We start from the raw sequence: 18,586 nt of genomic DNA, 5'->3' as shown, positions 1-18,586 counted from the left end.
AAGATTTTCCATACTGTTTTATAGATGAAGCTGTTATGGACGTTTTTTTAGTTATTGCATTTACTCATTTTTTAGCACTGTTATCACCGGGACCAGATTTCTTTCTTATTCTCACGAGCCTTTTGCAAAAAGGACGCCATTATACTTATGGGGTTATTTTAGGAATCACTTTAGGGAATGCATTAATTTTAGCCGCGTGTTTGTTTGGTTTTATGTTGCTTGGAGATTTGAGTAGTGGCCTCCTTACACTTTTTAAATGGCTTGGTGCGGCTTATCTGGCATATTTGAGTTTTCTTTGCTTTAACGCTGCTAGAGCAAGTGACTTATCATTCTCGACTGAAGAAAACAATTTAATTGATCAAGCCAATATTAAGCAGAACAAAATTAAAAGTTTAATGTTAGGTGTGCAGTCTAGTCTTCTAAATCCAAAAAATATTATGTTTTATAGTAGTTTGATGCTGCTTATTCAATATAAGTTCAGTTTAATTCAAAAACTGCTCATGAGTACATGGATGGTTGGTGTTGTTCTTGCTTGGAATATTTTGCTGGTTGGATTACTTGCTCAGGGGCGGGTTTTAGACAAAATTAAGCGTTCTGCGACAGGTTTGTACTATTGTTCTAGTATTGCTTTTATTATTTTTGCTGTGCTTTTAATTACATATAAATAGTGTATAGCCCAGTTGTATAGTCTTAATCGTTAAAAGACTATACAACTGGTAAGAGGAGACTTAAAGAATCGTTTTTAAGCGTTTAACTACTTCTTCACATTGTGCTAAATCTGCCACTAAAGCCATGCGTACATGGTTAGCTCCTGGGTTGCCTTGCTCAGTATCACGAGATAAATAGCGACCCGGTAAAACTTTAATGTGTGCTTTTTCCATCAGCATTTTGGCAAAAGTTTCATCATTATCTACTTTTAACCAGTAGTAAAAACCAGCATCCGGTTTTTGTAATGGCAACAAATGGCCTAGCTCAGATTGGAATAAGTCAAATTTTGCACGATACTGCTTACGGTTTTCTTCAACATGGTCTTCATCATTCCATGCTGCAATTGAAGCAAGCTGGTGTTGTACTGGCATTGCCGCACCGTGATAGGTACGATATTGCAAATATGGTTTTAATAAATCAGCATCACCAGCTACAAAACCTGAGCGTAGACCCGGTAAGTTAGAACGCTTTGAAAGTGAGTGGAATACGATACAGTTTTTGTAGTCATCTCGTCCAAGTTCAGCACAAACTTCTAATAAACCTGTAGGCGCTTGGTCAAACCAAAGTTCTGAGTAGCATTCATCAGAAGCAATCACAAAATTATATTGATCTGATAAAGCAATCAGCTTTTTAAATTGCTCTTTAGAAAGCACCGTACCTGTTGGATTACCCGGAGTACATACAAAAAGAAGGGCTGTCTTTTCCCACACTTCGGCTGGCACAGCATCAAAATCGCCTAAGTAACCGTTTTCTTCTGTGCAATTAATGAAATATGGCTTTGCACCTGCAAGTAACGCTGCACCTTCATAAATTTGATAAAACGGGTTAGGCATTACCACATATGGTGCATCTTCACGATTAATTAAAGCTTGAACAAAAGAGAAAATCCCTTCACGTGTACCAGACACAGGCAAGATGTGGTTTTCAGCACTAATACTATTCAGTTTAAAGCGCTTAGTTAGCCAATCTGCAATGCTTTGGCGAAGCTCTGGTAAGCCTTTACTGTTTGGATAAGTGGATAGATGGTTAAAGTTATCAATAATAGCCTGTTTAACAAACTCTGGTGCTGGGTGCTTCGGTTCACCAATTGATAGAGGAATCAAGGGAAGGTTAGCTGGGGTAATATCCTTAAAAAGTTGGTTTAACTTTTCAAATGGATACGGATGTAATAACGACAAGCTAGAGTTCATTAAACAGTTACCAAGTAGTTGAGTTTCAGTGCTGACAAATTTGATTAGATGCTTCATCTAATGCAGCTTTCAGTTTTTCCGAGAAGAGTTTAACCTCTTCGTGATTCAGCGGTTTTCCATCTTTTTTGGTGACAAAGAAAATATCTTCTGCACGCTCACCTAAAGTTGCAATTCGAGCTGAATGGATGTCTAAACCTTGCATCATAAATAAACCACCTACACGTGCAAGTAGACCAGGATGGTCAAGTGTTGAAATTTCGACCATGTTTTGCTGTAAAGCTTCATTCAATGTAACGTCGACTGTATTTTCAATATCGAAGTGACGTAATTGACGTGGAATACGGCGTTGCATGAGTCCCGGGTATTGGTCTGGTTGGCTAAGTGCTTTCACTAATGCATTTTTAACCGTTTCTTCGCGTTCTGGGTCGGTAAGTAATGTACCGAAACGATCGAGTACAACATAGGTATCTAAACTAAATGCCGTACTTGCCGTGATAATTTTTGCGTCCTGAACGTCTAGGTTCATTCGGTCTAAAACGGCAACAGTTGTGGCAAACAGGTTAGGTTGATCGCGTGTATAAATAAAGATTTGCACGGCATCTTGAGCTGCTTTACGGTGAGCACGCAAGAGGACTAATGGCTCTGGGTTATCACCGTGTTTTAAAATCGCTTGAGTATGCCAAGCAATTTCATCGGCCGATTCTTTAATGAAGTATTCATCACCAAGTTCTTGCCATACTTTTTCGACATCAGCCAATGCAAAGTTATTTACTAGTAATTCACTTGCTGCAAATTTGGTGTCTTCAATCAGCATTTGATAGTCAACAGGACGACCTAAACCAGTACGGATTACATCACGGGCATGCGTATAAAGCTGACGCATAAGTGATGCACGCCATGTGTTCCAAAGTTTTGGATTTGTCGCATTAATATCGGCAACCGTTAAGGTGTATAGATAATCGAGATGCTCCATGTCGCCAAGTTTTTCAGCGAAATCTTTCACGACATCTGGATCAGAAATATCTTTTTTCTGTGCAGTGAGTGACATGAGCAAATGGTTCTGAATCAGCCATGCAATTAACTTGCATTCACGCTCTGTAAAGCCATGTGCACGCCCAAACTCAATTGCATCTTCGGCACCGAGTTCGCTATGGTCACCACCACGACCTTTTGCGATGTCATGGAATAAAGCAGCAATAAACACAATATCTTGACGGGCAAGACGTTGGAAAACCGAACTTACAACAGGGAATTCTTTGGCAAATTCAGGTTCTCTAAAACGGTTTAAATTGCGCAGCAATAATAAAGTATGAGCATCGACTGTATAGATATGGAACAGGTCATATTGCATAAGACCCATAATTTGACCAAAAGCAGGAATGTAATTTCCTAAAACACCATAACGTTTCATCGCAACCAAGGTATCGTATAGACGATACGGTGAGCGAATAATCGACATAAACAATGCTTGGTTTTCTGGGTTATTACGGTAACTTTGATTAATTCTTTTCGCTGCAAGAATCAGTAAGCGCAAAGTACGAGCACGAATACCTTCGATATCTGGTCTATTCGCTAAAATATAGAACAACTCTAAAATCGCACTTGGATGTTCTGCAAATATTTTATGATGCTGTACGGCAAGTTTATTATCGACAATTTTAAAGTGATCGTTAACAACTTCAATTTTGCGTTCGTAGTTGGGTAGTCGAGGGGTAATCACCGATTCGCTAAAATACGCCAGCAACATTTCATTCAGTGTTGAAACCTGCTGTGCAGTACGGTAGTAGCGTTTCATGAACTGCTCAACGCCGTAATTTACAGGTTGACCTTCTTGACGAACATAGCCAAATTTTGCGGCGATTTCTCTTTGATGGTCAAAAAGTAAACGGTTTTCGTCACGTTTCGCTAAACGGTGTAAGTGGTGACGAATTTCCCAAAGAAAACTTTCTGCTTCTTCTAAAACGCCCAACTCAAATTCTGAGATAAAGCCTAAATGTACTAAGTCATAAATACGGTTTACACGGAAGTGGCGTTTGGCAATCCAACCAATCTGATTAATATCGCGAATACCGCCAGGCGCATTTTTAATGTCAGGTTCTAAATTGCTTTCAGTATTGTTGTGTTGGTGGTAACGCTTAGCTTGTTCTGCCATTTTTGCGTCATAAAAGGTTTTATCTGTCCACGTTTGTGAAACAATGCGGCGAGGCCATCTCGCAAGTTGAGTATTACCTGTAATTAAACGAGCTTCAATGAGTGTAGTTGCAACGGTTAAATCGGTAGCAGCCTGCTCAACACAACTTTGAATGGTACGAACGCTAATGCCGGGTTTAAAGTTTCCAACGTCCCATAATGAAGAAATAAAGGTAGAGATACGTTTTTCATTTTCTTCACTGATTTCATGTTCTGACAAAATCATGATATCGACGTCAGAGTAGGGCAGCATTTCACGGCGCCCATAACCACCTACAGCAAAAAGACCCAATTCAGTCTGATCGAGTTCAGCATGTTTCCATAAAAAGATCAGTGCCTCATCAACTAGATCTGAACGGGCTTTAATAATTTCACGAATAGATTGCCCATTTTCATATGAATCTTGCAACTGCTTTTCTACATCCGTTCGCCACTGATTAATGGCTTTAATATCATGATGACTTGAGACATAGTTCAACAATGGCGATGTATTGATCATGAAAATGGGTCTACCAATAAGTAAAAATTAAGAGTTTGTTTGAACGCTTACTTGATCAGCGGTTTCTTTCGCTAAAGTACGAGCAAGATCTGTATTTTCAGCACGAGCAGTTGCGACACCCATACGACGTCGTTTGAAGCCTTCCGGTTTACCAAACAAACGTAAGTCGGTATCTGGATGAGCTAAAGCTACATTCAGATTGCTATAACTTAAATTGTTTGCATCTACACCCGCATAAATTACGGCACTTGCGGCCACACTGTGGCGTGCTGTATTTACAGGTAAACCTAAAATGGCACGTGCATGCAGTTCAAATTCACTTTGATACTGAGACGCTAAAGTTACAAGTCCTGTGTCGTGTGGACGAGGGGAAACTTCACTGAACCAAACTTTATCGCCCTTAATAAACAGTTCTACACCAAAAATACCACAGCCACCAAGTGCTGTTGTCACTTTATTTGCAATACGTTTTGCTTCTTCAAGTGCGGCAGGTGTCATTGGTTGAGGTTGCCAGCTTTCTACATAATCACCTGCATCTTGGCGGTGGCCAATTGGGTCACAGTAGTGAGTTTCAATTTCACCGGTTTCAGGGTTTTTAGCACGAACGGTAAGTAAGGTAATTTCAAAATCAAAATCAATTTGAGATTCAATAATGACAGTGCCTTGGTTAACACGACCACCTTGCATCGCATATTCCCAAGCCGCATCGACTTCATCGAAACTTTTTACACGAGACTGACCTTTACCTGAAGATGACATGACTGGTTTTACAAAGTTCGGATAACCAATATCATCACACGCAGCGCGGAAACTTTCTAAAGAGTCAGCAAAACGATAAGCGGAAGTAGGTAAACCAAGCTCTTCAGCCGCAAGGCGACGAATACCTTCACGGTTCATGGTGAGGTTTACAGCTTTAGCAGAAGGAATGACAGTTGCTGTTTGGTTAGCTTCAATCTCAAGCAAAACTTCTGTCGCAATTGCTTCAATTTCTGGAACAATTAAATTCGGTTTAACTTTTTCAATGAGCTGTTTTAATTGAGCAGGATCAGCCATGTTTAACACATAAGAAAAGTGTGCAACTTGCATGGCAGGTGCGTGATCATAACGGTCGGCTGCATGTACTTCGACACCAAGGCGTTGTAAAGAAATTACAACTTCTTTGCCAAGCTCTCCTGAACCTAACAATAAAACTTTAAATGCAGAAGATTGAAGTGGGGTACCGAGTGTCACGCTCATGCGAATCATCCTGACAAAATTATTTTTTTAAGCATAGCAGAACTTATGGTGGAGTTAAGCCTTATAACGCATAAAAAGATGAATTTTGTCAGACAATGCGTAAGTCGTTTTTAAACGTTAACTTGATAATTTAAACGTAATTCATCTGCGTTTTGACCACGGATGCCCCAATTTTCTTTAGGGGTTTCAAAAATAGTGATTTCAATGTCTTGTGGGGCAATTCGGCAATACTGTTCAATATTACGAAATAAAGTTTGAATTAGTCTTTTCTTGGCTTCGTTACTTCGGCCAGTAAACATTGAAAGTTCAATAATAACGTAGTGCTGGCTTCGATCTGATGGATAGATAAAGTTTTCCGGTTTAAGGCTAATAAACCTTTGAAATTTTTTCTCGATGGGATATTTCAACTCTTCAATCAGCGCTTGATGAACTGCATGAGAAAGCATTTCTCGATATTGCATGATGGTTTGTTCATTTGCATAAATTTTAACTTGTGACATTTTTATCTCTAATCGCTAGATGGATTTATCTTTTAATAAATTTCAAAAATGAATTTTTATGCTAGAAGTTATTATTCTTAATCACTTCTAGCATTTATATATTATATAAGGTTGATAAGTTTATCTATTTATAAAGGTAAATAAGTGTAGATCAAGCCATAAACGAGCGCAGCAATTAACGTTGCTGGAACAATTTTCTTAAATTTAAAATAAAGACCTGCTAAAACCAGAAAGCCGATGAGCATAGCTAAACTTTTATCTGGATTTTTAAGAAGTGGTGGAAGAGTTGCTACCACAAGCATGGCGCTAATTGCAGATATACCAATACTTCCTAAAGCAATTTTTATCCAGACAGAACCACGTTTTTGATGAGTGCCTTGTAGTTTTTGTATAACGAAAAATGGTCCGAAGCGTGAAGCAAAATTGGCAATACCAACAATAATACCGACCAAAATAATTTCTAAGTTCATATTAGGCTTCAACCTCATCAAGCTGTTTCAGCACATAATGTTTAAATAGACCCGCTAAAATGCCTGAAAAAATACCAATAAAAATAGCAGCAGATAAGTTAATCCAATAACAGGCTAAGGTTGAAACCACTAAAGATACAGCGACAACCAAAGTATGTTTACGTTCAAAAGCCGCGAGTAAAAAACTTAAAAATAAAGCTGGTAGTAAAAAGTCTAGAGCTGCTTGTAAAAATTTTGGAAGATGAGCGACTTGATCTGCAAATAAGCCACCTAACAACGAACCACTTGCCCAAGACATCCAGCTGAACAGACTTAAACCTAACATCCAAGATTCAGACCATTGCTGCTTGCGCTGTGAAAGCTGAATCATTCCACTCGCAAAAACTTCATCTGTAAGACCCCAAGCCCAAACAGCCGTCTTTTTTAAGTTCAGTTTATTTGGAATTAGGTTATAGAGCGCTGGACCATAAAGGACATGGCGAATATCAAGTGCAATAACCGTTAGGGCAGTTAACCAGATAGATGAACCACTTGCTAAAAGAGCCACCACTAGAAATTGGCTAGCACCGGCATACATCGAACAAGAAAGAAAAAATGCTTCCCACGGGCTAAAACCAAATTGAGATGCAGAAACACCAAAAGCAAAAGAAACAGGTAAATAAGTGAGTACGATGGCTTGACTATCTTTGGCACCCTGCCAAAAAGTTGCTTTTTGAGCAGCCATCTGTTGTTGATTTGACACAAAACACCTTGGCAGTAAACCAATTATAAAAACTTGAAAGATTGAGTATTGTAGCCGAATTTAATAGCATAGTGCCGAAATGTTTAATTCGGCAGTTTGATATGTTCAAATCAAAGACTCGTTTAGTTTATATCGCCATCCTGAGTGCGAGCGTATTTATATTGCAAGGCTGTGATAATGGGAATCAGAGCACGGATAAAAAAGTTGAAATTAAACCAGCGCCGAAATTAACCAATGATGCAACGGTCTATGCAAATAAGGCATGGACATTAATTAACACGGTTGATCCTTTAGTCTATGGAAAACAGCTTAGTCAGATAAATGATAAGGTTCGTAAACCGCTACGTCAGCTCAGTACGGATTGGCGTATTAATGTAAAAATGACAGATTCGGTAACTGAAGGAAAATATGCACTTTGCCGCAAAGCCTTAACAAGTCTAGATGTATGGGCAAGAGAAACTGTGGAACATTCAAATTCTGTTGCTCAAAAACAGGCTGATTACGAGCGCGATAAACAGCAGTGTAAGGATGCAATTGCAAATCCAAATTTAGGAAATACATCTCCGAAATAAAATCACTGCATATAAAAAAGCGAGATTTTGAATCTCGCTTTTTTTAACTCATAAATTAATCAATATTAATTATGGTTTTGTTGCAGTTTTAGCAGTGTTCGCAGTTTTTACAGCATCTTGTTTCATTTGGTGAGTAGCTTGATTTGCTTCTTGTTTAGCATGAGTTGCGCTAGTCATTGCAGCATGTTTCTGCTCATTCATATCTTTTTTAACATCTTGTTTTGTTTTTTCAGCTTCTTTTTTTGCTTTTTGAGCAGTAGGTTTGCCGCTTACAGCAACACATTTACCGCCTTTATGATGTGGTCCAGTTCCTCCTTGGAGTTGAGTTCCTTTTGGACATGCAAATGCCGAAACACTTAACATTGCCAATACGCCAGCTGTAAGAATTGTTGATAATTTTTTCATGTTAATCAGCGCCTTGTTGAGTTTTTGAGTATTATTGCTCAGTCTGAGTGTAAAATGAAAATTTCTGTTTTGGAATACTTATTTTGTGAAATAGAGTTTGAACAATGTTTTATTTTGCAGTGTTATCTGATTTTTTAATTTAATTTTAAGTTTTTATTATATAGCGCCTTTAAGTATTAGATTTTGCAATTAAACTTAATTTTTCGATATCTAAAATTTCAATTTTTCTAAAGGCAATTTTAATAATATTTTGTTTTTCTAACAAGTTTAATTCGTGATTAATGGTCTGTCTTGAAGTAGTTAGCATATTAGCTAATTGCTCTTGAGAAATGTGAATTTGCTTTTCTTGGATAAAAATGTGATTGCCATAACCCTCTAAAATAAACAGCAGACGTTGAGCAAGTCTTTGAGAAATACTGCGTGTTTGGATAGCGATCTGTTCTAAAAAAACATATCTGAGCTTTTGACTAGTTAAGCGCGCGAAGTAGTACCAATAATACGGATTGTCCTTGAGTAGCTCATTTAATGGTTTTGCAGGAATATGTAGAACGATACTTTTTTTCAAAGCAATCGCATCGTGCGAACGCGGTTCATGGTCAATCAGCGATATTTCACCAAACCACATAATTGGCTCAGCAATTGCAGAAAGGGCTTCATTCCCGTTTACATCGACATACCCCAAGCTAATTGAGCCTTCGAGCACAGTATAAATACCATCAAACTCATCTTGAGCACGAAACACATAATTGTTTTTTTCAAAGGTTCTTTGCTTACCATGCTCTAGAATAAAGTTTTGGAATGCTTCTGGAAGCAAACTAAACCATGTATTTTCTCTTAATCGATTAATATAAATAAGATCCAAGATCAGCCCATCCATGAAAAAATCATTACTTTGTCAAATAGCTGACAACTTTAAGTTTTCCTTATTTGTACAGTATGACTATAGATAGATGAATAGGGAACAACTCATGTCAAATCTGGAGCAACAGCTTAGCAAATATGCGGCTTACCACTTAAATCATAAGAATATTTTGACGCATTTTGTTGGTATTCCACTTATTGTATTTTCAATTTTATGTTTAACAGTGAGAGCTGGAGTTGATATTGGCAGTTTTAAACTGACTTTAGCTATGGTGTTGATTGCAGTTAGTACGATCTATTACTTCATTTTAGATAAAGTATTTGGTTTACTCATGCTGATTATTTTAGTTGCTGTGTATCCATTGGCAAGCCAAATTGCCGAGCTTTCTTTAGGACAATGGTTAGCGGCAAGTATTGGTTTCTTTGTAGTGGGTTGGGTCTTTCAGTTTGTTGGACATTATTTTGAAAAGAAAAAACCTGCTTTTGTTGATGATGTAATAGGACTTGCGATAGGGCCATTATTTGTATTGGCAGAATTTATATTTATGCTGGGTTTTAGAAAGCCTTTGCATGCGCGTATTTTACAAGAGGCGCGTAGTAAACGAGAGGCGATGGATTTAAGTCATTAACAATAAAAAAAGCCCCAACACATTGGGGCTTTTTCTTTCTTAAGCTTTAACTTATACGTTAAAACGAAAGTGCATTACATCGCCGTCTTGAACAACGTAAGTTTTACCTTCTAAACGCCATTTACCAGCTTCTTTAGCGCCGTTTTCACCGTTGTATTGTACGAAGTCATCATATGCAACAACTTCAGCACGGATAAAGCCTTTTTCGAAGTCAGTATGAATTACACCAGCCGCTTGAGGAGCAGTTGCACCAACTTTTACTGTCCAAGCACGTACTTCTTGTACACCGGCAGTGAAATAAGTTTGTAAACCTAAAAGCGCATAACCTGCACGAATAACCACATTTAAGCCAGGTTCTTCCATACCCATTGCTTCTAAGAATTCAGCACGATCTTCATCTTCTAATAATGAAATTTCAGCTTCGATCTGGTTGCAAAGAGGAACAACAATTGCGTTTTCTTCAGCCGCAAGTTTTTTAACTGCGTCTAAGTGGGGGTTGTTTTCAAAACCATCTTCAGCAACGTTTGCAATATACATGGTTGGTTTTAAAGTCATTAAACCAAAACCACGAACTAATTTACGCTCGTCATCAGACAAATCAGCCGCGCGAGCTGGTTTACCTTCGTCAAGTAAAGGTTGGATTTTCTCTAAAACTGCTTTAGTTGCAACAGCTTCTTTGTCACCGCCTTTAGCAACTTTAGTTAAACGTAAAATTGCTTTAGCAACAGTTTCAAGATCAGCAAGCGCAAGTTCAGTATTGATGGTTGCGATGTCATCTAATGGATCAATTTTACCATTTACGTGAATTACGTTTTCGTCTTCGAAACAACGTACAACATGAGCAATCGCATCAGTTTCACGGATGTTAGCAAGGAACTGGTTACCCAAGCCTTCACCTTTTGATGCACCAGCAACAAGACCTGCAATGTCCACAAATTCCATTGTAGTTGGCAAAATACGCTGTGGTTTAACAATCGCAGCAAGTTTGTCTAAACGAGGATCTGGTACAGGAACAATACCTGTGTTTGGTTCAATGGTACAGAAAGGGAAGTTTTCCGCTGCAATCGCTGCTTTCGTTAATGCATTGAAAAGGGTAGATTTCCCTACGTTTGGCAGACCAACAATACCGCAATTAAAACCCATGAAAACCACTCACAAATGTGTAAATTAAAAATTGTCGCTGATTTTACATGAAAGCCATGACAAAGTCATGGCTAGAGCGGGGTTGTATTGCTTTTAAACTTTACGTTTATCAAGTTGCTGGGCTAATGCATCACCAGTCGCTTGTACTAACATGACTAAAACAATCAACACTAAAATTACAGCTAACATAATTTGCATATCAAAACGTTGATAACCATATCGATAAGCAATGTCTCCTAAGCCACCTGCACCAATGGCCCCTGCAATTGCTGATGAGTTAATCATAGTCACAATAGTCACGGTAAAGCCTGCCACAATACCCGGTAAAGCCTCGGGTAAAAGTACATGCCAAATAATTTGTTTACGGTTACAACCCATGGCTTGTGCTGCTTCAATTAAGCCTTGATCGACTTCACGTAAGCTGACTTCTGCAATACGCGCAAAGAAAGGAATTGCAGCAATAGTCAGCGGAACAACGGCTGCCCAGACCCCATAACTTGTCCCGACAATCCAGCGAGTTAATGGAATCAGAGCGACCATTAAAATTAGAAAGGGTACAGAACGAGTAATGTTGATGACCCAACCCAAAGCTTGATTAATCTTTTGTGACGGATGAATGCCGTGCTCAGAAGTGCTGACTAAAACAACAGCAATCGGTAAGCCAATTAAAAAAGCAATAAATGCAGATGCACCTACCATGAGTAAGGTATCTACAGTTCCAGTAATTAATAAATCAATGAGCTGGTCGTGCATAGCCAAGTACCTCAAATTGTGCAATTGCAGTTGATGCATCTTGTCGTATAGATGAAATATCAATTTCTACGTTAGGAATACCGACTAAAAGTGAACCAATAATGTGCCCTTGAATGGTATCGACCTGACTTTGATATAAATTGACGGGTGCTTTAAATCTAGCAAGTATCTCTTGTATATCGGGTACTTGATGTGCTTCAGCTTCATATTTCAGTTTTACAATAATATGAGTTGAATCTTCATCGGGTAGAGGACTGATTTCAAAAGGCAGAGTGATCTGCTCAAGGTTTAACAATTCTTGAGTAATTTGTTGCTCTGGTCGTGAAAATACAGACCAGACTTGCCCAACCTCTACAATTTCACCTTGGTCAATCACCACAACTTGATCACAAATTTCTCGAATGACCTGCATTTCGTGTGTGATGAGTACAATCGTTAGACCAAGTTCCTGATTAATCTTTTTAAGTAAAGCCAAAATAGTAGCGGTACTTTCTGGGTCAAGTGCTGAGGTGGCTTCATCACACAGTAAAATTTCAGGATGATGGACAAGTGCACGTGCGATACCGACACGTTGCTTTTGTCCGCCCGAAAGTTGTGATGGATAATGACCAGACTTATCTGCAAGACCTACGAGTGCCAGAACTTCATTTACACGCTCATCGATATCTGCTTTGTTGTAATTGGAAACTTTTAAGGGCAATGCCACATTTTCCCAGACCGTTTTTGCAGACATCAAATTGAAATGTTGAAAAATCATTCCAATTCGTTGGCGAGTTTGAATAAGCTTGGCATGACTCAATTCAGCAATGTTTTGTTGATGAATATGAATACTGCCTGTATTTACTTGTTCTAAGCCATTTAAAGTGCGGAGTAGGGAAGATTTTCCCGCACCACTTTTTCCAATAATGCCTAAAATCTTACCTTGAGGAATATCAAGGTTAATCTCTTTTAAAGCATGCAGTTTTTGACCCTGCGATTGGTAAAACTTATTTAAACCACGAATTTTGATATGGGGTAGAGAAAAATCAACTTGTGATCCAAAACTCACCATCGTCATTCTCCTTATTTCCAGCCTTGAAACCACATACCTTGGCCAAAGTCTTTATCCAGAATATCTTGTGCTTGTTTTGAGTTCTGGAATGCTTTAACAAAGGTTGCAAGTTTTTGGTTTTTATCTTGATAATCGCGACGGGTCACAAACAAAATTGCATATTTTTTATCGATTGGATCTAAAAATAATACGCTATGTGGGTCGGTTACCTTTGCCATTTTTAAGTAGTGAGGGAAGCCGAAAATTAAATCGACATCGTTATATGCATGTGCTGTCTGTGGTCCTTCAACTTCAACGAAGCTCAGCTGTTTCGGATTAGCAATAATGTCTTGAGTAGTTGAAAGTTCATTATTAATATCTTTAAGCTGAATTAAGCCAGCACGATGCAATAAAATTAAAGCACGGGCTAAATTGACCGGATCGTTTGGAATAGCAACACGTGCATTTGAAGGTAAGTCTTTAAGTGATTTATATTTTTTTGAATATAAACCCACATGACTTCCTGAACCCACACCAAATGCGTGTAAGTCATAGCCAGTTTCTTTAACAGCATTACGTAGAAATACGCTTTGCTGGAAAAAGTTTGCATCAATATCACCGTTTTGTACGGCAACATTTGGTGCTCGCCAGTCAGAAAATTCAACGAGTTTGACATGAACGCCTTGCTTTTCTACTTCATTGGCAACGCTTTGTAATAATTCAGCATACGGTGGGCTAATGCCAATCGTTAAAACATCATCGGCTTGTTTATTTTTAATATAGCGGTAACCGACAAGGCCCAGAACTACGATAACAATCGTAATTCCGAGTAACCAAGGCTTATGCTGTTTGAACTGAATCGCCATAATCTTTCCGTTATTACTTCCAGCCAGGGAACCAAAGTTTTGGCCCAATTTCAGCATCTAACACAGCTTTAACTTTTGGTGAGTTTTGATAGATCTCAACAAATTTCTTTAATTTGTCGCCCTTATCTTGATAGTCGTCACGTACTACAAACAAAATGGCATAACGTTTATTGGTATTGTCATCCAGTAAAAGCGCACTATTAGGGTCAGCTGTTTTTGCTAAGCGTAAGTAGTGTGGGTAGCCAAAAGCCAAGTCAACATCATCAATTGCACGAGCAGTTTGTGGTCCTTCAACCTCGATGAATTGCAAGTTTTTAGGGTTTGAAACAACATCTTTAAGTGCAGATAAATGATTGTTTGAATCTTTAAGCGTAATTAATTTAGCTTGCTGTAAAAGTAGTAGAGCACGACCTTGATTCACTGGATCATTTGGGATGACTACGCGTGCGTTTTGTGGCAATTCATCTAAGCTTTTATACTTTTTTGAGTAAAGTCCCACATGTGATGCAGCACCTACTGCAAATGCCTTTAACTTAAAGCCAGTTTCTTTAATTGCATTGTCTAAGAAAGGTTGATGCTGGAAAAAGTTCGCATCAATATCCCCATGATTTAAGGTAATGTTTGGTGTGTTCCAGTCAGAAAACTCAACCAGTTTTACATTTAAACCTTGTTTCTTTGCTTCATCGGCAGCAGCTTGTAAAGGTTTTGCAAATGGTGGACTAATACCAATCACAAGTTCATTTGAGCCACTTTGACGATGTTTATTCCATAAGAATAAAGCAATAAAAAGCACTACAACGACTAAGCCTACGCCTAGCCATTTTTTTGAGGCTGTTTGAGCCATGTCTATCTCCAAATTTAAGCGATTATTTCTTCAATTTTTGTTAGGTTTTTGCTGTTGTTATAGGGACTACATCGGAACGCTTGAACAGGGTGCTGTTCTGGTAATTGATCACCCCGATTAAAAATTTTGTTCCGTAATGAACCCGTTTTATATGCAGTTTTATAGCGACCACGTTGTTGTAGCTCAGGAATGACCAAGCGAATAAAGTCGTGGTGAGACTCAGGTGCAACTGTACGTGTCAAATTAAAGCCATCAATATCGGTCTCATCTAAAAGATGAATTAAGTATTCAGCAACTTCTTCGCCACTACCCACGATGAGGGGATAACGACCACCTAAAACATGCTGAGCTTTTAAGTCATTTTTCGTGATTTGTTGCTCTTTAAATTTTTCGGTAATCGAAACAATACTGTTACTTTTTTGGTAAGGAATCGCTTCATCGTCGGCAAATTTACTTAAGTCAATGCCTGTTGAACTCGCATAATGTGCGAGGCCTGCTTCAGGACTTGCATATTGACGATATTCATTAAGTTTTTGTACGGCCAGATCATGTGTTTCGGCAACAACAACGGTTATACCGACAAAGACTTTAATGTCATCCGCTGAACGGCCTTGTTGTTCTGCAAGATCACGAATCTTTTTCACTTGTTCGCGTATTTTTTCGGGTTTGTCACCGCCAATAAATACACACTCAGCATGACGAGTCGCAAACTGCATGCCTTTTGGTGAAGCACCTGCTTGAAATAGTGTTGGGGTGCGTTGCACAGAAGGAGATACCTGAAATACCCCTTCACTTTGGTAATATTTTCCGTGATGGTGAATGGTGTGAACTTTAGATGGATCTGTAAAAACACGCTGTACTTTATCTTTTTTAACTGCGTCGTTTTCCCATGAACCTTCCCAATATTTATAGCAGAGCTCTAAAAACTCTTCGGCTTGTTCATAGCGAGCATCGTGGTCTTTTAAACCTTTTTGACCAACTAAGCGTTCGGCACTGTCTAGATAACCTGTCACAATATTCCAGCCAATACGACCTTGAGTTAAATGGTCGAGACTCGCAAAGCGGCGGGCAAATTGATAAGGATGCTCATAGCTCAAATTTACAGTGACTCCAAAACTTAAGTTTTGAGTGACTGCTGCCATAGCTGAAATAAGTGTAGATGGATCATGGCTCGGAAGCTGAATGGACTCTTTTAAAGTTAAATCAATACCATTTTGATAGACGTCATAGACACCTGTAATGTCCGCAATAAACAAACCATCAAATAAACCACTTTCTAAGATTTTGGCTTGTTCTGTCCAATAGCTCAGTTCATTAAAGCGGTGTGATTCATCACGTGGATGTGTCCATAAGCCATGATTGATATGACCAACACAGTTCATGTCAAAGGCGTTTAATAAAATTTCTTTTGCTTTGAAATCTGCCATTACAATGTCCCCCGACGAGGTGGTAGAACACCGTTAAGAACATAGTTCCCAATAAAGTAATATTTCCATCGTGCGGCATCATGTAACGTATGTACACGCGCATTGCGCCAGAAACGGTCTAGACCATCTTGTGACTGACTACCACGGCTTCCTGCAAGTTCAATCAGCTTAGACGATGCTTTGAGTGCGATATCAGTACTATGAGCACGCACTTTGGCCACATCAATTGAAGCTTTTGCAATGCTTTCAGGTGTGGTTTCAATTTTTGCGGCATCAATTGATTGAGCTGCTTGTTTTAATAACACTTCACTTGCCCGTACATCTACAGCAATGCGTCCTAATTCATAAATTGTTAAAGGATCTTGGTTTGCTGTTTCTACATTTGAATCAATCCATGGGCGGGCCTGATGCACTCTTTGCAAGCTTTCTTCAAAGGCTGCACGTGCAATGCCTACTTCAATTGATGCATGCATAATTTGGGCAAAAGGGCCCACTAAGGTTGGTTGTAAAAATGCAGTATCAAAAGGAATAACATCATCTGCATCTACAAAAACCTGATCAAATTTAACTGTACCGCTACCTGTGGTTTTCTGCCCAAAGCCAGACCAGTCATCAACAAGTTTTAATCCTTGTGAACCACTTTTTACAAAGGCTAAATATTCTCGGCCTGCATCATCTAAAACTAAGGTTGGAATACGGTGAGCAAATAAACTTCCTGTGCAGTAAAACTTTTCACCTTGAATGAGATATCCATTTTCGTGAGGGCGAATATTGGTTTGTTTATGAGTTGAAGTTTTGGTTTTAAACTCAGCAAGTGCATTACCAAAGCGAGTGCCATTTAAAACTTCGCCGTATAAACGTTGTTTTTGAGCTTCTGTGCCCGTATTGCGCAATACTTCTAAAGCATAGAAATGATTTTGTGGAATTTGTCCGATTGAACCATCTGCACCGCTTAAAAGTGCAATCACTTTAGCAACAGTATGACTTGAAACTTCAGCACCGCCATATTGCTTTGGCACTGTAATTGCCCAAAGACCAGATTGGCTCAAAGCATCAATTTCGGTATACGGTAAAATTCGTTTAGCGTCTCGCTCAACTGCGGTTTTTTTAAATTGCTCAGCAAATTGTTTGGCAATTTCTAATGCTTCAGCATCATTTTGAATAATGTGCGCTTGGCCAGATGCCGATGTTTGTTTAGTTTGAACCGATTGATATGAAGTCATGACAATTGCTCCTTAAATCCAGGCATGACGGGCAGGGAAATGACCATTAAGGTAATAATTGCCAATGGCATGTAATTTCCAGCGAACAGGGTCGTGTAAGGTATGTACACGGGCATTTCGCCAATGTTGATCTAAATTATGTTGGCTTAAGCTTGAACGACTACCACCTAGCTCTAGTAGTTTTTCAGAGATTTGTAGGGCAGCATCATTGGCATAGACTTTTGCTTCAGCAACCAAAATTGAAGCTTTAGCTACTTGTTCATCAGTCACAGTTTCAAGTTGGTCAAGTTCATCTAAATATTCAGCAGCGTCATCAAGCAGTAAAATTGCAGCATCGAGCAAAATATTTAACTTACCTACCTCTTGCAGGGTGTAATGTTCAAAGCTGGCTTTTTCAACGTTTGCATCAATAATTGGACGTGCTTTATGAATAGTCGATAAAGTATCTTCAAAAGCAGCTTCTGCAATACCGACATCAATCGCTACTTGTAATAGCTGTGAATAAGCACCGCGATAAGTAGGAACCTGTGTTAATAAACGTTCATCAAAAATAAGCTCAGGATTAACTTCAACATGATTTAATTTAACTGTGCCGCTCGCTGTCGTACGTTGCCCAAAACCATTCCAGTCATTAATGACTTCAATACCTTGAGCCTCCCGGTTAACAATGACTAAAACAACATGACCTTCGGGATGAACCGCTTTAATTGCGAGCCAATGCGCAAAACTTGTTCCAGTCGAATAAAATTTTTCACCGTTTAAAATGTATTTACCGTTTTCAATGGTAAGCGTTGTTTTTAGTGTTTTTGAGTCATGTGTATTACGCTCTGGACCGCCGTTAGCAAGACGTTTGCCTGCTAATATTTCTGAAAAGATAAATTGTTTTTGTTGTTCTGTACCCAAGATTTCGATGAGGTTTAACAGGCTAATCTGATTTTGTGGAATTTGACCAACATTGGCATCGCCTTTACTTAAAATACGGAAAACTTGAGCCAAAGTTTTATTGGAAACAAATGCACCGCCGTATTTTTTTGTGATGCGAATTCCGCCTAAACCTTTTTGGCTAAAGCTTTCGATTTGCTCATGCGGCAATAAGCGTTGTTGATCACGTGTATTACGACCCTCTAAAGCAAAATCAGCCACTTGATAAGCGGCATTAATCGCTTGTTGATCATTTTGAATGACTTGGACGTATCCCGTCGTTTTAGATAGAGAATTAGACATAATGACACCTTGTATTGCTGTCATTACCTTACAAAAGAAATATTTTTCCACTAAACGAGGACTTATGCTCAGCT

General features: G+C 38.8%; 19 protein-coding genes. 3 read left to right on the top strand and 16 right to left on the bottom strand.

Annotated elements, in window-relative coordinates; all coding sequences use genetic code 11:
• Nucleotides 1-35: 35 nt before the first annotated feature.
• Nucleotides 36-668 (top strand): LysE family translocator, encoded by a 633-nt coding sequence (locus RMA95_RS14350; protein ID WP_308964526.1) that lies wholly within the window; start codon nt 36-38, stop codon nt 666-668.
• 60 nt (nt 669-728) lie between these two features.
• Here the strand turns inward: RMA95_RS14350 and dapC are convergent, their stop codons facing one another.
• The 6 genes from dapC to RMA95_RS14320 form a co-directional block, all read right to left on the bottom strand.
• Nucleotides 729-1,898: a succinyldiaminopimelate transaminase gene (gene dapC / locus RMA95_RS14345; protein WP_311072295.1), complete on the bottom strand. Its 1,170-nt coding sequence runs from the start codon at nt 1,896-1,898 to the stop codon at nt 729-731.
• Nucleotides 1,899-1,923: 25 nt separating this feature from the next.
• The gene (glnD, locus tag RMA95_RS14340; protein ID WP_263613524.1) at nt 1,924-4,587 is read right to left on the bottom strand and encodes a [protein-PII] uridylyltransferase; all 2,664 of its coding nucleotides are present in this window, start codon (nt 4,585-4,587) and stop codon (nt 1,924-1,926) included.
• Nucleotides 4,588-4,614: 27 nt separating this feature from the next.
• Complete coding sequence (purT, locus tag RMA95_RS14335; protein WP_311071455.1) at nt 4,615-5,832, bottom strand: formate-dependent phosphoribosylglycinamide formyltransferase; 1,218 nt, start codon at nt 5,830-5,832, stop codon at nt 4,615-4,617.
• Between the two features lie 101 nt (nt 5,833-5,933).
• Complete coding sequence (locus RMA95_RS14330; RefSeq protein WP_311071453.1) at nt 5,934-6,323, bottom strand: tautomerase family protein; 390 nt, start codon at nt 6,321-6,323, stop codon at nt 5,934-5,936.
• Nucleotides 6,324-6,451: 128 nt separating this feature from the next.
• Nucleotides 6,452-6,793, bottom strand: a complete 342-nt coding sequence (gene ygaH / locus RMA95_RS14325; protein ID WP_311071451.1) for an L-valine transporter subunit YgaH — start codon at nt 6,791-6,793, stop codon at nt 6,452-6,454.
• 1 nt (nt 6,794) lies between these two features.
• The gene (locus RMA95_RS14320; RefSeq protein WP_311072293.1) at nt 6,795-7,517 is read right to left on the bottom strand and encodes an AzlC family ABC transporter permease; all 723 of its coding nucleotides are present in this window, start codon (nt 7,515-7,517) and stop codon (nt 6,795-6,797) included.
• 119 nt (nt 7,518-7,636) lie between these two features.
• On the opposite strand from RMA95_RS14320, the gene RMA95_RS14315 reads away from it, so the two are divergent.
• A complete protein-coding gene (locus RMA95_RS14315) occupies nt 7,637-8,107 on the top strand; it encodes a hypothetical protein (RefSeq protein WP_263613528.1) in 471 nt (156 codons plus the stop codon).
• Nucleotides 8,108-8,176: 69 nt separating this feature from the next.
• Here the strand turns inward: RMA95_RS14315 and RMA95_RS14310 are convergent, their stop codons facing one another.
• Both RMA95_RS14310 and RMA95_RS14305 read right to left on the bottom strand, forming a co-directional pair.
• Entirely contained in the window at nt 8,177-8,512 is a 336-nt protein-coding gene (locus tag RMA95_RS14310; protein WP_263613529.1) for a hypothetical protein, read from the bottom strand.
• 169 nt (nt 8,513-8,681) lie between these two features.
• Nucleotides 8,682-9,389, bottom strand: a complete 708-nt coding sequence (locus RMA95_RS14305; RefSeq protein WP_263613530.1) for a Crp/Fnr family transcriptional regulator — start codon at nt 9,387-9,389, stop codon at nt 8,682-8,684.
• Nucleotides 9,390-9,480: 91 nt separating this feature from the next.
• On the opposite strand from RMA95_RS14305, the gene RMA95_RS14300 reads away from it, so the two are divergent.
• On the top strand, nt 9,481-10,002 hold the full coding sequence (locus RMA95_RS14300) for an Mpo1-like protein (RefSeq protein ID WP_263613531.1): 522 nt from the start codon (nt 9,481-9,483) through the stop codon (nt 10,000-10,002).
• A 51-nt stretch (nt 10,003-10,053) separates the two neighbouring features.
• Here the strand turns inward: RMA95_RS14300 and ychF are convergent, their stop codons facing one another.
• The 8 genes from ychF to RMA95_RS14260 all read right to left on the bottom strand — a co-directional run bounded on the left by ychF (nt 10,054) and on the right by RMA95_RS14260 (nt 18,536).
• On the bottom strand, nt 10,054-11,145 hold the full coding sequence (gene ychF, locus RMA95_RS14295; protein WP_004642544.1) for a redox-regulated ATPase YchF: 1,092 nt from the start codon (nt 11,143-11,145) through the stop codon (nt 10,054-10,056).
• Between the two features lie 93 nt (nt 11,146-11,238).
• A complete protein-coding gene (locus RMA95_RS14290; RefSeq protein ID WP_005069679.1) occupies nt 11,239-11,898 on the bottom strand; it encodes a methionine ABC transporter permease in 660 nt (219 codons plus the stop codon).
• Nucleotides 11,879-12,955 carry an ATP-binding cassette domain-containing protein gene (locus RMA95_RS14285; RefSeq protein WP_311071443.1) on the bottom strand — a complete coding sequence of 359 codons (1,077 nt, stop codon included), beginning with the start codon at nt 12,953-12,955 and terminating at the stop codon, nt 11,879-11,881. Before RMA95_RS14285 ends, RMA95_RS14290 begins: the two co-directional genes overlap by 20 nt.
• Before the next feature lie 5 nt (nt 12,956-12,960).
• A complete protein-coding gene (locus tag RMA95_RS14280; protein WP_311072292.1) occupies nt 12,961-13,794 on the bottom strand; it encodes a MetQ/NlpA family ABC transporter substrate-binding protein in 834 nt (277 codons plus the stop codon).
• A gap of 13 nt (nt 13,795-13,807) precedes the next feature.
• Nucleotides 13,808-14,638, bottom strand: coding sequence for a MetQ/NlpA family ABC transporter substrate-binding protein (locus RMA95_RS14275; protein ID WP_022574700.1), 831 nt, complete (start codon nt 14,636-14,638; stop codon nt 13,808-13,810).
• 14 nt (nt 14,639-14,652) lie between these two features.
• The gene (locus RMA95_RS14270; RefSeq protein WP_311071440.1) at nt 14,653-16,065 is read right to left on the bottom strand and encodes an LLM class flavin-dependent oxidoreductase; all 1,413 of its coding nucleotides are present in this window, start codon (nt 16,063-16,065) and stop codon (nt 14,653-14,655) included.
• Nucleotides 16,065-17,288, bottom strand: coding sequence for an SfnB family sulfur acquisition oxidoreductase (locus RMA95_RS14265; RefSeq protein WP_065184751.1), 1,224 nt, complete (start codon nt 17,286-17,288; stop codon nt 16,065-16,067). The genes RMA95_RS14270 and RMA95_RS14265 overlap by 1 nt, the downstream gene beginning before the upstream one ends.
• Nucleotides 17,289-17,300: 12 nt before the next feature.
• Nucleotides 17,301-18,536, bottom strand: a complete 1,236-nt coding sequence (locus RMA95_RS14260) for an SfnB family sulfur acquisition oxidoreductase (RefSeq protein WP_311071437.1) — start codon at nt 18,534-18,536, stop codon at nt 17,301-17,303.
• Between the last annotated feature and the right edge of the window lie 50 nt (nt 18,537-18,586).

It is taken from the genome of Acinetobacter sp. V110_1 (assembly GCF_031798975.1).
Taxonomy (GTDB): Bacteria; Pseudomonadota; Gammaproteobacteria; order Pseudomonadales; family Moraxellaceae; genus Acinetobacter; species Acinetobacter nosocomialis_A.
The sequence above is the reverse complement of the archived record's forward strand: the minus strand, read 5'-3'. Positions and strand labels throughout refer to the sequence as shown.

Excerpts from the sequence above, each read along its gene's own strand:
- RMA95_RS14350 (WP_308964526.1), top strand. The coding sequence starts at position 36 with ATGGACGTTTTTTTAGTTATTGCATTTACTCATTTTTTAGCACTGTTA.
- dapC (WP_311072295.1), bottom strand. The coding sequence starts at position 1,898 with ATGAACTCTAGCTTGTCGTTATTACATCCGTATCCATTTGAAAAGTTA.
- glnD (WP_263613524.1), bottom strand. The coding sequence starts at position 4,587 with ATGATCAATACATCGCCATTGTTGAACTATGTCTCAAGTCATCATGAT.
- purT (WP_311071455.1), bottom strand. The coding sequence starts at position 5,832 with ATGATTCGCATGAGCGTGACACTCGGTACCCCACTTCAATCTTCTGCA.
- RMA95_RS14330 (WP_311071453.1), bottom strand. The coding sequence starts at position 6,323 with ATGTCACAAGTTAAAATTTATGCAAATGAACAAACCATCATGCAATAT.
- ygaH (WP_311071451.1), bottom strand. The coding sequence starts at position 6,793 with ATGAACTTAGAAATTATTTTGGTCGGTATTATTGTTGGTATTGCCAAT.
- RMA95_RS14320 (WP_311072293.1), bottom strand. The coding sequence starts at position 7,517 with ATGGCTGCTCAAAAAGCAACTTTTTGGCAGGGTGCCAAAGATAGTCAA.
- RMA95_RS14315 (WP_263613528.1), top strand. The coding sequence starts at position 7,637 with ATGTTCAAATCAAAGACTCGTTTAGTTTATATCGCCATCCTGAGTGCG.
- RMA95_RS14310 (WP_263613529.1), bottom strand. The coding sequence starts at position 8,512 with ATGAAAAAATTATCAACAATTCTTACAGCTGGCGTATTGGCAATGTTA.
- RMA95_RS14305 (WP_263613530.1), bottom strand. The coding sequence starts at position 9,389 with ATGGATGGGCTGATCTTGGATCTTATTTATATTAATCGATTAAGAGAA.
- RMA95_RS14300 (WP_263613531.1), top strand. The coding sequence starts at position 9,481 with ATGTCAAATCTGGAGCAACAGCTTAGCAAATATGCGGCTTACCACTTA.
- ychF (WP_004642544.1), bottom strand. The coding sequence starts at position 11,145 with ATGGGTTTTAATTGCGGTATTGTTGGTCTGCCAAACGTAGGGAAATCT.
- RMA95_RS14290 (WP_005069679.1), bottom strand. The coding sequence starts at position 11,898 with ATGCACGACCAGCTCATTGATTTATTAATTACTGGAACTGTAGATACC.
- RMA95_RS14285 (WP_311071443.1), bottom strand. The coding sequence starts at position 12,955 with ATGACGATGGTGAGTTTTGGATCACAAGTTGATTTTTCTCTACCCCAT.
- RMA95_RS14280 (WP_311072292.1), bottom strand. The coding sequence starts at position 13,794 with ATGGCGATTCAGTTCAAACAGCATAAGCCTTGGTTACTCGGAATTACG.
- RMA95_RS14275 (WP_022574700.1), bottom strand. The coding sequence starts at position 14,638 with ATGGCTCAAACAGCCTCAAAAAAATGGCTAGGCGTAGGCTTAGTCGTT.
- RMA95_RS14270 (WP_311071440.1), bottom strand. The coding sequence starts at position 16,065 with ATGGCAGATTTCAAAGCAAAAGAAATTTTATTAAACGCCTTTGACATG.
- RMA95_RS14265 (WP_065184751.1), bottom strand. The coding sequence starts at position 17,288 with ATGACTTCATATCAATCGGTTCAAACTAAACAAACATCGGCATCTGGC.
- RMA95_RS14260 (WP_311071437.1), bottom strand. The coding sequence starts at position 18,536 with ATGACAGCAATACAAGGTGTCATTATGTCTAATTCTCTATCTAAAACG.